Origin of the sequence: Bacteroides sp. A1C1 (assembly GCF_004328515.1) — a bacterium.
Lineage (GTDB): Bacteria > Bacteroidota > Bacteroidia > Bacteroidales > Bacteroidaceae > Bacteroides > Bacteroides uniformis.
On the sequence record NZ_CP036491.1, the window covers coordinates 205139 to 218583 of the forward strand.

At 37.5% G+C, this 13445-nt stretch carries 15 protein-coding genes; 5 read left to right on the top strand and 10 right to left on the bottom strand.

Annotated features, from left to right (window positions below; genetic code table 11):
- Window positions 1-3 precede the first annotated feature (3 nt).
- The 10 genes from EYA81_RS00850 to EYA81_RS00890 form a co-directional block, all read right to left on the bottom strand.
- Window positions 4-1386: an O-antigen polysaccharide polymerase Wzy family protein gene (locus EYA81_RS00850; RefSeq protein ID WP_005827591.1), complete on the bottom strand. Its 1383-nt coding sequence runs from the start codon at window positions 1384-1386 to the stop codon at window positions 4-6.
- Entirely contained in the window at window positions 1383-2477 is a 1095-nt protein-coding gene (locus tag EYA81_RS00855) for a glycosyltransferase (protein WP_005827589.1), read from the bottom strand. The genes EYA81_RS00850 and EYA81_RS00855 overlap by 4 nt, the downstream gene beginning before the upstream one ends.
- Window positions 2474-3361: a glycosyltransferase family A protein gene (locus EYA81_RS00860; protein WP_005827587.1), complete on the bottom strand. Its 888-nt coding sequence runs from the start codon at window positions 3359-3361 to the stop codon at window positions 2474-2476. The genes EYA81_RS00855 and EYA81_RS00860 overlap by 4 nt, the downstream gene beginning before the upstream one ends.
- On the bottom strand, window positions 3345-3971 hold the full coding sequence (locus EYA81_RS00865; protein WP_057097879.1) for a CatB-related O-acetyltransferase: 627 nt from the start codon (window positions 3969-3971) through the stop codon (window positions 3345-3347). The genes EYA81_RS00860 and EYA81_RS00865 overlap by 17 nt, the downstream gene beginning before the upstream one ends.
- On the bottom strand, window positions 3968-5212 hold the full coding sequence (locus tag EYA81_RS00870) for an oligosaccharide flippase family protein (protein WP_165491347.1): 1245 nt from the start codon (window positions 5210-5212) through the stop codon (window positions 3968-3970). Before EYA81_RS00870 ends, EYA81_RS00865 begins: the two co-directional genes overlap by 4 nt.
- A gap of 176 nt (window positions 5213-5388) precedes the next feature.
- The gene (locus EYA81_RS00875; protein WP_158562836.1) at window positions 5389-6006 is read right to left on the bottom strand and encodes a transposase; all 618 of its coding nucleotides are present in this window, start codon (window positions 6004-6006) and stop codon (window positions 5389-5391) included.
- A 326-nt stretch (window positions 6007-6332) separates the two neighbouring features.
- The gene (locus EYA81_RS19100) at window positions 6333-6485 is read right to left on the bottom strand and encodes a hypothetical protein (protein ID WP_005827578.1); all 153 of its coding nucleotides are present in this window, start codon (window positions 6483-6485) and stop codon (window positions 6333-6335) included.
- A gap of 10 nt (window positions 6486-6495) precedes the next feature.
- A complete protein-coding gene (locus EYA81_RS00880; protein ID WP_057097876.1) occupies window positions 6496-8064 on the bottom strand; it encodes an ATP-binding protein in 1569 nt (522 codons plus the stop codon).
- A gap of 73 nt (window positions 8065-8137) precedes the next feature.
- Window positions 8138-8623 carry a UpxZ family transcription anti-terminator antagonist gene (locus EYA81_RS00885; protein ID WP_057097875.1) on the bottom strand — a complete coding sequence of 162 codons (486 nt, stop codon included), beginning with the start codon at window positions 8621-8623 and terminating at the stop codon, window positions 8138-8140.
- A 23-nt stretch (window positions 8624-8646) separates the two neighbouring features.
- A complete protein-coding gene (locus EYA81_RS00890) occupies window positions 8647-9183 on the bottom strand; it encodes a UpxY family transcription antiterminator (RefSeq protein WP_057097874.1) in 537 nt (178 codons plus the stop codon).
- 615 nt (window positions 9184-9798) lie between these two features.
- On the opposite strand from EYA81_RS00890, the gene EYA81_RS00895 reads away from it, so the two are divergent.
- The 5 genes from EYA81_RS00895 to dapF all read left to right on the top strand — a co-directional run bounded on the left by EYA81_RS00895 (window position 9799) and on the right by dapF (window position 13444).
- Complete coding sequence (locus EYA81_RS00895; protein ID WP_057097873.1) at window positions 9799-10158, top strand: hypothetical protein; 360 nt, start codon at window positions 9799-9801, stop codon at window positions 10156-10158.
- 180 nt (window positions 10159-10338) lie between these two features.
- A complete protein-coding gene (locus EYA81_RS00900) occupies window positions 10339-10704 on the top strand; it encodes an SH3 beta-barrel fold-containing protein (RefSeq protein WP_008664384.1) in 366 nt (121 codons plus the stop codon).
- 25 nt (window positions 10705-10729) lie between these two features.
- Window positions 10730-11431, top strand: a complete 702-nt coding sequence (locus tag EYA81_RS00905; protein ID WP_005827562.1) for a Lin1244/Lin1753 domain-containing protein — start codon at window positions 10730-10732, stop codon at window positions 11429-11431.
- Between the two features lie 59 nt (window positions 11432-11490).
- Window positions 11491-12255: a glycerophosphodiester phosphodiesterase family protein gene (locus EYA81_RS00910; RefSeq protein WP_005837303.1), complete on the top strand. Its 765-nt coding sequence runs from the start codon at window positions 11491-11493 to the stop codon at window positions 12253-12255.
- 340 nt (window positions 12256-12595) lie between these two features.
- A complete protein-coding gene (gene dapF, locus EYA81_RS00915; protein ID WP_120138347.1) occupies window positions 12596-13444 on the top strand; it encodes a diaminopimelate epimerase in 849 nt (282 codons plus the stop codon).
- The last annotated feature ends 1 nt before the right edge of the window (window position 13445 follow it).

The following is a 13445-nucleotide window of genomic DNA, read 5'->3' on the forward strand; positions in this document are numbered from 1 at the left end:
AAACTAAATGAATTTTATTTTAAGTTTCGGAACATATAGAATTAAACTATAAAAAAATAAGAATATCAAAATATTTATCAATGAAGGGAAAAATGAAGCACGAGGCATATACACTATATTAGGAACTAATATAAAAGCCAAAAACATGATAACACGAGTATTACGAACACTTTTCTCAAAATAACGAATAATATATCCAGCTAAAAAACTCATTAGTAGAAATCCGATTAATCCCAAATCCCAAAACTCTCCGAGAAAACTAGAACCAACTCCCTCTCCCCCCAAGTATGCATCCGGTGCTAAAAAATAAGTCAATCGATGTCCTAAACTATTAGTTTGCTCCACAAATTCCATAGATTGACCTTCAAAAGTTGATGTTAAGGATAAAGGATACAAAATATATGGTAATCCAGTATTTACAAATGTTGATTTATAAAATATCATATATGCAAATACTAATAACGAAACCCCTTGTTGAGAAAAAAACATCATAAATAAATCAGAATCATAACCAGTATCAACGTCCCCCCTCCGGAACTCCAATAATACTTGTGACAGAATAATACACACGATTGAAATCAATAATAATTTGCCTATTTTTTGTTTTTGTTGTTCAGAATAAAATGAATAATAATACCATAATAAAAATATAATAGGTAAAAATAGTTTAGAACGTCCACCCTTTAAAACATCTGCAATTCTTAAAGCAAAGAAAATTGACGATATGATAAAGAACTTCTTTTTAGAAGGTTTCGATGCTAAAAATAAGCAATATGAAAATTCAAAAATAGATATTGCTCCCGTCGTCCATATTGGATATTTCAAATTTGCAATAGTTCCATCATATACAGCTAAATATCCATGCTCCAACACAGCTTTAAACTGAATCAAATATTTAATAAAAGTACCTGGAACGGAGAATAGAAATAAGAAAGTAGATATTTTATCTAGATACCTCGAATATTCAAAATTTATCTTTCTATAAGACAAATATTTTCTACCCATCAAGCATCCAAGATGCATAAATAGCAATGAAAATGTTAACAATATTAATATTTGAAACTGTACGTTTATAGGGAAAATGAAATCATTATATTTATCTGCCCATGTCCAATTAAACAAACCATAAATATCCAAGAATATACGCGAATAAATAAACACACATAGCATATATAGAAAAAGAACATACAAATTGAATGTTCCACTTTCATGTATCGCAGAAAAAAGTGACCACAAAAAAATGAGTAACAATTCATATTGTAGTATATTAATTGTTACATCATTATATCCAAATCCAATACAAAATAAAAATTGGAGAAAATAGCAAATAATAATAAAAATCTGTATTACTTGAAAAATGGAATATTTCCACGTAAAACTTATCATCTAAATAAAGTATTAACTTTACATATTTGCTGATTCAAATCAAAATCAGATAATCTATGCCTTAATTTAGTGGATATCAACAAAGAATGTTCTGACGCTTTACAAATTGCTTCCGAAAAAGAATTTATATCCAATGAAGCCACATATCCAAACTCTCCATTACACAATACTTCTTCAGCACCTACACAAGGAGAGGAAACAATATTTCTTTCTAAAATTAAAGCTTCTATTATTACAGTCGGTAATCCTTCATATAGGGAAGATAAAACAAATACGTCACAGGATTTTATTAAAGGATATGGATTTTCTTTAAACCCTAAAAAATGTACATAATCTTGCAATCCCATATCATCTCTCAGTTTTTCCAACTCAACTTGTAAAGGCCCCACACCTAAAATCCATAATGTAAAATTTCCCTTGTTCAACAATAAAGGCATACACTCAATCAAAAATCGATGATTTTTACCTTTGTCAATCCTACCTACAGCCAATAAATTTATTCTATCCCGACTAAATGGTACATTAATATGTACATTTGATTTTTGTATAATATCAGAAATATCAATAGGATTATATAAAACAATCGATTTATTTTTGACAGCAGGGCATAAATTTATCAATGTCTTTTGACAAGCTTTAGAAACACATACTATTTGATTTAAAGAAGGAAGGTCACGAAAATATCTCCGCTTATTAGTTGTTTTACAGTAGGTATGCTTTATTAAATCTGTATGTAGCCAAGCCACTCTTTGCGCAGTAGCAGGAGCTTTAAATAAAATTCTGGTAGCAGTATCCTCTCTAAAAGCAATATAACAATCGTATAGTTTCCTTATATGAAAGATATAGAACAAGCTAGGAAACGTTAGTAAAATACGTCTCTTAATTTTATTTATTAGCAGATTTGAATCCCCCAAAGCAGAATATAAACATATATTCCGAGGAACACTATCAAGATAAACACCCTCTCTATTTATTAAAAAAAGATCTACATTATATTTTTTTGCATCAAGATGTTGAAGTATTGTTATCAATATCCTTTCTGCTCCACCACCTTTCAAATTATCTATAATGAATAAAAGATTTTTTTTCATGACCTACTTTTATCTTTAATATATAATAAAATTCCTAAGAAACAGGCTATTATAAAAGTCCATCTTCTATTTATAGCTTCTTTATATATATTCCTAAAACTTTTTCCTGCAAATAGACTATAACGCACATAACTTGCAGCATTAATAACATAGTTAGTAAATGATAAATTAAAATAATTCCTCTCATTTATATACAGAGCATAACCATTAGGATTTCTTAAACACAGATGTCTGTATTTGCTAGACAGACCATCTCTTTGATAATCTTTTATTTCTAAACTTCGCTTAATACAACATATTTTATATCGCAAAGAAATTCTATTTAAAACCAATGCTTCTGTTACAAAGAATTCATTCTCAAATTCAGGGAATGGATATTCTTTCAAAATACGAGTATAATAAATTAACCCTTTATCTCCTTTTACTGACAATGAATTGTAAAGGTTATAATGTGAAACAACCAACTCGTCTACAGGTAGCGAAGTTCCTATTAGATTTCCATGTAAATCTAAAGAATTACATGAAAATCCTGCTATCCAAGGATTATCCTTATGTATCAAATGATATGAATAAATTATTTCTAGTGCAGTTTCAATATAATAATCGTCAGAATCTAAACAAATAAAGATTTCCCCTTTAGCTATCTGCACTGCTCTATTAAATGCACGATGCTTTCCCCCATTCTCCTGCTTCAAATATACAATGGAAATTTTATTTGTATTTATCCATTTCTGAACTATTTCTTCTGTATTATCTGTGGAACCATCATCCACAATAATCCATTCAAAACTACGTAATGTTTGTTTACACAAATATTCATAGGTACGTCCTATAGTATTCGCTCTATTGTAAGTCGGAGTAAATACACTAAAGAGAAATTCCATATTTTTCCATTAAACAATTAACATCTGAAAAAAGTAAACTATTACTTCTTATCCATTCCTCATCCATATTCCACCACTTTAATTTTAACAAAAAATCTATTTGATTCTGCTCAAAGCGCATTCTAATACATTTAGCCGGTACTCCACCATAAATTGAATAAGGCGGTATATCTTTAGTTACAATAGAATTTGCTCCTATTACTGCACCATCACCAATTGTAACTCCATTTACAATAGTCACATTAGCACCAATCCATACATCATTTCCAATAGTAACTATAGCAAACTGGTCATACCTATCTTCTAAAAGGAACTTTCCTTTTAAAAATAACCTCGGAGAAGTCGTAACGTTCTTTTCTACTGGATGATTACCCAAGCCAGCTACGACATTAGGACCTATTGAACAAAACTTTCCTATATGGCAACAATGTATAATAGAGTTATAATTTACATATGAATAATCTCCAATAATAGAATTACTGAAAATAACGCGAGCTGAAAAAGAACAATCACAGCCTATAACAGTATTTCCTAATAATTGTACATCTCGTCCTATATTGACAGTCCTTCTCCTAAAGAGTCTCATAAACCGATTTATGAAATTCATCATATTATACCATATTTTTTACAATAATACCATCTCTGTAAAGTTTCAAAGAAAACAGATATTACCAATGATATAGATAAAGTATATATATTTAAACAATCAATAATTCCCAAAAACATTATTACGAACAAATACACGAACATACTATAAAACATATTGACAATAACATCTTTTACATGATTGTGACTTATTAATATAACAGTTCCAAGAAAATAACTTAAATGGCGATATATAAACAGAGTTCCCAACATCCAATACACAGGAATTGCCATTAGCATATCATTATTAAAAAATAAAAGAATAAATGATTTCAAAGAACATCCAACAATAAAATATAATAAAACTCCTATTACAGTAGTATATATTAAAAGTTTACGGGCAAATATTTTATTAGCATTTTTATTATAATATGGAAATACAACATTACTTATTGTATAAAATATAGTAGATAATACATTTACTATTTTTTCTACAAAATCATAATAAGCAACTTCTCCCATTCCCAAAACGCTACCAATAACTATAGTATTAGTCCTATCTTTCACTATACCTGTTATTGACGTTAAGAGAAGTTTGGTTGAATCTTTTGTATGATAAAATATAGTCGCTAAAGACTGCCATCTAAACTTAATTTTAAATTTATATATTAGTATATATATGGCTATAAGAGATGTAATAATAGCTCCAATGCCATTTATAAGTGGAACCAATAAATAATCTTGCGGTGTAGTGACCCATATAAATATCAATAGAATAAACACTACACGTCCTATGAAAGAAAAAATTGCAATATATTTCATTTTTTCTATACCTTGAAAAAACCATATAGGAAATAAACATTCATAAATACATTGCCACATTGAAAAAATATATAATAATTTATATTCTCGAATTTCAGGAAAAAGAAATATTAAAAATAAGAATCCAAATACTATAATTAAAAGCAAGGTTTTTACAATATATACCACACTAACTATTTCGTTTATCTTCTTTGAATCTTCTCTATTAATGCTAATATATTTCGTAGCTGAGATATTAAATCCCCAGTTTACAAATATTGCTAAATAACTAACTATTGCCTGAGAATATATGATTACACCATATAAATTTTTTCCTAAAGTATTAATTAAATAAGGATATGTAACAAGTGGTATCAATAAATTACATATCTGTAATAAAGTTAGATAGCCAAAATTTTCAATTAAGGTTTTATACCTATATATATAGTCAGATATATTTTTCACTTTGCAAATTAACATCATCGTAAGCACTCAATCACTTTGGACTCTTCTGAAAATAAGTAAGCAGTCATTTTAGACCTGAAAAGGTTTAAAAGTAAGCACTCAATACCTTTTTCCCTACTGAAAATCAGCGAGAAAGGGAATTGGTCTTATTATATTTGACTTCGATTTAACTTAATTCAAACCGAAATGCCTGATGGAATCAGCATTTCGTAGTTCTTGTTTCCTGACAATAGTTCACGGAATACATGTATAAGATATCCCTTGATATCCGAGAGGTACATCTTGGCCGTTTCGATAATGGTATAGAAAGTCATTGCCACATTGACACCCTCCTCACTGCTGAAGTGAAGAGAATTATTTCGCGATACGGCAAAGGGACGTATCGCACGTTCCGCCACCATGTTGTCTATCGTGTAGTCGCCCCAGTGGCGATATTTAAGCAGGTCATCCCAGCCGTTCAACATATAAGCCAAAGCTGTCTCCATCATTTTACCGTAGTGACAGCGTTTATCCTGCTGAAGTTCCAATACCTGTTTCCTCAAGCCTTTCAATATCTCACTGACATCGGATTTATTTCTTCTTTTCCTTATCTCCCCGAGAGTGAGCCGACGCATCAAACATTCAGCCTCTATCAGATACAACCGCCCAATTTGTTCCACAAACCATGCCGCCTCTTCGTCTTTGGCGATGTCTGCAGCAAGTTTGAACTTTGCCCGGACATGAGAGATGAACTTGGAAACTCCCTCCTTTTGATAGCGTTTCCATAAATTCTTGAAATCCGTGCTGCTTGCCATAAGCATTCGTTTTATCTTTATGGCACAAAAATCTAGCATACGGGGCGGTAAAGCAAATAAACAATTGAGTGCTTACCGTCCATATGGGTAAGCAATAATACGTTATTTTTTGAATCCGGCACCAACTCTCCCTATCCAAAAAGCGATGCAACGCCATCCGCATCCGGATTTCCTTTACCGAAGGTATCAGCTGGCCGGCATTTATATAATTCATAAACTGAGGGACGAGGTCCGAAAGGGAATCTCGTACAGAGTCAGGCATCAGCATGTGCCATTCACCTTTAACATCATCCTCATATGTCAGCACAAGACCGAACTTCTAGAGTTTATAGGGAGTTTTGCGTATTGCGTACCACGTATGCATTGGCACCGACCGTGACAAACTCCTCAAGCAACTGATGTTCCGCCTTGCAAAGAGAATTGCAGATGGCAGCAAGGCTGATATTAGAACCGTATTCCTTATTTTTGATGGTAACCATATTTCCAATTTTAGAAAACAAAATCTTCCACAATATACCTGTCTACATTACGCCTTTCCTTGCTGAAATTCACCCCCACTTTGACAAGACGCCTCCCGTCCAACCTATAAGGAATCAGATACCCTTTTTCATCAATCTGCCGTAAAGCCTCCTCGGCACTGCCGTTCAGTTTAAACTCAAAAACATAAATGGTATCTTTCGTCTTCACCACGGCATCGGCACGACCGTGGGCACTACGGATTTCCGTCTCAACAAATTGTCCCATCAAAGTGAAAACCACATAAAAGACAGCCTGGTAGTGACGTTCCGTATTATCGCTCAAATCGTATGGCATACCGGCAAAAAACACCCGGAGACGTTCCATGAAAGCATCCACATCACCGGAACGGAGTTCACGCATAAACTTGGCTATGTGGAAACCGGTTTCATCATCGGTCACTTCCGTATAATAAGGTACCAGAAAATTCAAGAAACCATAGCGTACCTCATCATTGGGAAAACCCAAAGTGTACAATAAAACATCCCTGTCGTAGTCTTTGATGGTCAGATAACCACTCTGGTAAATCATGGGAAGCGGGTTCTTTACTTCTGCACGATACTCAAAAAAAGCAGAAGCCGTCACTTCAACTCCCTCAATCAAAAGGCGCAAATCATAATCACTCTTTTTCAACAAGTTAGCCAAGTAGGTAGGAGTACCGGTCTGAAACCAGAAATTATCCAAAATCTTCGACTTGCATGCATTCAACACACTGAAAGGATTAAAAACCCCTTCACAATGAGGGTAAAAATGATAACCGTCATACAGCTTCGTCATCCGCTCCAAAGTTGTATCGAAGTCCATCCCATTGGAAACACCCAAACGTTCTATCTCCGGAGTAAACGTTGTGAGCAGTTCTTCCTTAGTAATACCACATAAAGAAGAATAGTCGGGCCATGTACTGATGTCCTGCAACTGATTTAAATCACTGAACACGCTAATCTGCGCAAACTTCGTCACACCCGTCAAAAAAACAAAGCGGAGATAACGGTCGGCACTTTTCAGTACCCCATAAAAGGCTTTCAATATCCGACGATACTCTTCCGTTAACTTTTCATCCGAAAGAGCTTGAAGCAAAGGCTTATCGTATTCATCAATCAACACTACCACTTGCTTACCCGTCTGGGCATACGCCTGCTCTATCACATAGGCAAAACGCTCTTCGGGACTACGCTCCTGCTTTTCCGCACCATATTTCAATTCCCACTTTTCCAGATATTGATTAAGCATGGCTACCAAATCTCCGGCTGTTTCATATTTACGTGCATTCAAGTCCAGATGCAATACAGGGTATTCCTCCCACCGGGTTTCCTGTTTTTCGATGGCAAGCCCGTGAAACAAATCTTTACGTCCTTGAAAGTAAGCTTCGAAGGTAGATATAAGCAAACTCTTACCGAAACGGCGAGGACGGCTCAAAAAATAGGGAGTGGAATTGGATGCTATCTTATAGACCATTGCTGTTTTGTCTACATAAAGATAATTTTCTTCACGCAGCTTTTCAAAAGTCTGTATACCAATTGGCAGTTTACGCATCTGTTCCATCTTATTTCTCTTTTTTAGAAGCTATATGCAAATATACGTTTTTTCTTCAAAGAGAAATCCTATTTATACATTTTTATTCCATTTCCTCCCATGGATAAGGATTATCCACCACATTCTGAAACTCGTCAACTGCTTCCTGCTGCTCGGCAGTCAGTGATGCAACACTCCAAGAAGCAATGATAGAACGGCCTTCGTCGGCCAAAGGCTCATCGAAAACCTCTCCATAACAAGCCGTAAGCAAGCGGAGTTTCAGCAAAGAGGAAGGAAGGGAATCAAGGGTATCCCAGCAACGCCTCAATACCTCCTGCACATGCTGTAGTTTTTCACCATGGTCAATGAACGAGGCACTATACCCCTTCAAGAGAGCAAGACAGACATTTGCCTGCTCCTCCACCGTGGTGCCCCAGGTGCCGGAATTATACAAAGTTGTGGTCAAGCGATAGACTTCGCTGTTACGACGAGACAAATCATCGCTATAGATAGGACTACCGTCCATACCCAAATACATCAGATCGTGCGCGGCACGCTGAAGGAGGAGTGCTTCTTCTAAAAGAGACATGAGTAGTAATTATAAATTAAAGACTAGCGGATTACTTCAATGAGGTCTGGATGGATGGTCGCCATGGCAACGGCAATGATACCTTGTATAGCAATCACTACGCGACGATCACGGGCACCTTTTACTTTTAGAAAAACACCTTCTTGACCCTCGAAGTCGCCACCGGTGATACGGACTTTCGTACCTTTGGAGAGATTCAGTTCTTCGGGTTGGAAATAGAGAAGATGGTCATTGTAGGTACCGGCGACGGCTATGAAACGCTGCATATCATGGTCGGGAATGACTATTTTCCGACCGCTACGGGTATCGGTGATATATTGCAAATAAGTAATTTGAGATTTAAATCGCTGTACTTCGGAAGGACGTGCATGGACAAAAACCAGGTTACGGATGACGGGAACCAAAGCACGGACTTTCCTGCCCCTACGGATACTTATCTTATATTGCATGGGAATGAAACAGCCAAGATTTGCCTTTTCGAGAAGATGCATAGCCTCAAGCTCCCTGCGGTATGTGGCACGCATGGCAAACCAAACTTCGGTCTCTTTATCCATTTCTATTCTTGCTAATTTTACTTAGAAAAAGGTATTCCTTGGGGGCTTTGAACTACTATTACAGAACTGTAGTTCAATCACTTGCGAGCATTTTATGGGAAGTTTGACAAGCACTATGCTCTTCTTGTCAACAGATTCTCTGCGGTTGTTCATTACCTTTTGGTAAGAGACTATAAACGAACGTATTAGAAACAAAAAAGCGTTTTTTAATCGTACGTTTAAAAAACACCTATTTCGAACTTATACAAGACATACTCAAAGAGCTAAAAATAAGAAGATTTTAACTGATTACATATATTGCATATACTACTGAAATTCAATGCAATATACTTATCATTATTTATTATTAGGAACATTTTTCTATCAAACATTTTGCCATTACAAAAAACGTCTCTATCTTTGCGTTCATTAAACGTACGTTTTTAAAACAGCATATCATCTTATATATCAACCATTTACAACTCACCCTTCACATTTCCCTCCAAAATCCCCTTATTTCTCCCTCACTTTTTATACTTTCGCATTTTTTAACCAGAATAAAAAACAGTTAAACGAACGAAGAATTACACAAATGAAAGAACTCAAAAAAAGAAGCATCTCAACAGTAACGAACAGAGAAGCATGTCGTATCAATCTGATACACAGAAAATAAAAGTAACAAAAGTCAAAGAGCACTGCTCCATAGTGAACGAAAATCTATTGTCAGAACGGGTTTACTACGGAGACCAGACCCATGTTTATGTAGGTTACTTAAGAGCCTTTAAATCAGGCTATTTTGAAGGAACAAATATCAAGAAAATTACAGATATAGCCAAACTATTCGTTGCTTCCGAAAACTTCACAAAGAGAACCAGAGGAGAGCAAAAGCCTTTGACTTACAGTACGATAATCACCGAATTGGAGAAGGTATGGGCCATCATAAAACAGGAAGACACCACACTGATTGACCCATACGGATATGATGTAAGGATAAATCACTGATAGTTCAGTACCTGGAAAGGCAGTAATTTTGCCGCCGTCAGCAACCGGACAGAAGGGCTACACCTTTCTTGTCGGATGGTGTAGCCTCAACAAGGCAAGGGCGTAGCCATCCGTACTGAAAGGAGTAGCCCTTTTTCATTGCTGATTATCATACATTTACTAACCCTAAAAACATAAAAAATGGGAAAAGAAAAAACTGAATTTGAGGAGAAATTTGTATCCAAAACAGAAAAAGCAAAAAAGCTATGGGAAAAACGGATTACGGAAAACACGACATTGAGCATGGAGTCTGTACAATGGATGGCACAACGCATAAATTCCCTATTGGAATACATGCGATACGGATATGCATTGATAGCCTACCGAAAGCAGGACGGCAGCTTCTACATGGGAAGAGGAACCCTTGTTTCCTACGAAAGCGACTTCAAAAAGAAACATGACATGACAAGCATTAAAGCTCACGTAGCCTATTGGGACGCGGAACAACAAGGCTGGCGGACTTTTCTGATTGAGAACTTTATGGAATGGAGACCGATAGTAAACTAACAAAAAAACACCAATATCAAAAGCTATGGAGGCTTATTTACTACATGATGCCAATGCCGGCAGCAACCTAAAATTAATGATTATGATACAAGAAGAAGGTATGAAAGGATATGGCATTTACTGGACAGTGCTCGAATTCCTCAGATTGCAGAACGAATATAAAGCCAGCCTGAAAGTGATTCCCATACTGGCACAAAAAGCAAGGGTGACAACTGCCACACTGAAGCGAATCATCTATGACTATGCGCTGTTCGAGGTGAACGAGACAAGCTTCTCATCCCCCGGACTAAGCCGCCGCATGGAGCCATGGGACGCCCAACAAGAAGCTAAAAAGGAAGCCGGACGTCGCGGTGGACTGGTTAACCAGCAGAGAATCAGGGATGCCAAGACAAGCAGCGCTTTAGCAAATAAACTAAATAAAGAGAATAAAGAAAACCCCTCTCTATCTCCCCAAGGGGAGACGGGAAGAAGGAAGGAGGAGATTCTTCTGACTCCACCGGAGTACACGCTCAACAGACAGACGCATAATTACCAAGGCCTAATGGAAGAACTGGCAAGGCAGAAAGTAACCGACATCCACGATTTGAATGCCATCCTGAGACTGACGGATTTTGGAAAACTGGGAGGGAAAATCTGGAAAATCCTATATGAGTTGAACAGCTCACCCCAACTGAAAGCCCGCATCGTGATGCCCGGAAAGTATATACTGAAATTACTCAGGGGTTAGATTTAATAAAAGAAATATAATACTTATCTTTGTGTCCATAACAAAACACCCTAATCATTATGAATCTGAAAAAACTATTTTTTGCTTCCGCCCTGCTCTTTGCTGCATGCGGCACTATCCAGGCCCAGGAAGTCATTGCCCACCGTGGTTTCTGGACTACGGACGGCTCGGCCCAGAACTCCCTTGCCGCACTTGTAAAGGCTGATTCTATCCACTGCTACGGCTCCGAGTTCGACGTTTGGCTCACCACAGACAATCAGCTGGTTGTCAATCATGACGCCACCTTTAAAGGCGTAACTATGCAAGATGCCACAGCCAAGGTATGCACCGCCGTACAACTGGACAACGGCGAACAACTCCCTACCCTGCAACAGTATCTGGACAAGGCAAAAAGCCTGAAAACCCGCCTTATCCTCGAACTGAAAGCCCACAAGACCCCCGAACAGGAAACACGAGCCGTAGAGGGTATCGTAAAAATGATAAAGGACAAAGGACTGGAGGACCGTACGGAATATATCACCTTCTCCCAACATGCCACCAAGGAGTTTATCCGTCTGGCACCCAAAGGCACCCCCGTCTACTACCTGACCGGTGACCTTACCCCCAAGGAGTTGAAAGCATGGGGTTGTGCCGGTCCCGACTATCACTTCAGTGTCTTCCAAAAACATCCTGAATGGATAAAGGAATGCCACGACCTCGGCATGAAAGTAAACGCCTGGACCGTAAACGAAGCCAAAGACATGGAATGGCTCATCAGCCAAGGAGTAGATTTCATCACAACCAATGAACCGGTAGTGCTGGAAGAAATTTTAAAGAAAAAATAGCCGCTCCTTATACATTTAGAAACAAAAACCAAACAAACCGCTTCATTATGTCCGCAATGGAGCGGTTTCTTGTTTTCAAAAAGATAGCAATTAGTCTTATAAAAAATCTTTTTTCTTATTTTGAATCAAACTAAACTTTCACATGGATTACAATTTATATAAAAACAAAGCCATATGCTTTTAAATTGAAAGCCTGACAGTAGATATTCTCATTGAATGAAAGTTTCGCTAAAAAATAATAGAAAATAGACATGCTTTACAGTTAATTATAAAACAAAACGTCGTATATTTGCATCGAAATAAAACAAAAGGATATATTAACCAACCAATAAAGGATAAAATGACAAGAGCCATAAAATTCACCAAGATGCACGGTGCCGGAAACGACTACATTTATGTAGATACGACCCAATATCCTATCAGCCATCCGGAAGAGCTTGCGAGGGCATGGAGTGCACCGCATACGGGAATTGGAAGTGACGGTCTGGTACTTATCGGTTCTTCGGACAAGGCCGATTTCAGCATGCGGATATTCAATGCCGACGGCTCGGAAGCCCGGATGTGCGGCAACGCAAGCCGCTGCATCGGAAAATATCTTTTTGACTACGGACTGACCTCCAAAACAGAAATCGCACTCGATACACTGTCAGGTATAAGGATGCTAAACCTGCACTTGGCAGACGGAAAGGTCAACTCTGTAACCGTAGACATGGGCATACCTGCCGACGAACCGGCAGACTACGACGGCAAAGGAGCCAAACCGATGAAAGAACAGCCCATCGAAATGGACGGAGAACGATATGTAGGGACCACCGTATCCATGGGAAACCCGCATCTGGTAATCTTTGTCAATGATATTGAAGCCATCGACCTTACAGTCATCGGTCCCAAACTGGAGAATCACCCTCTCTTCCCCGGACGCATCAATGTAGAATTTGCCCAGATATTGGGAGAAGGAAAAATAAGGATGCGTGTCTGGGAACGAGGCTCGGGCATCACCCAAGCCTGCGGAACCGGAGCTTGTGCCACCGCCGTGGCAGCCTTCCTCACCGGACGCGCAGGAAGGGAATCCATCATCATCATGGACGGAGGCTCACTCACCATCCGATGGGACATCGCCACCAGGCATGTACTGATGACGGGAGAAGCCACCAAAGTATTCGACGGCAAAATTGAATTAATTGACTAAC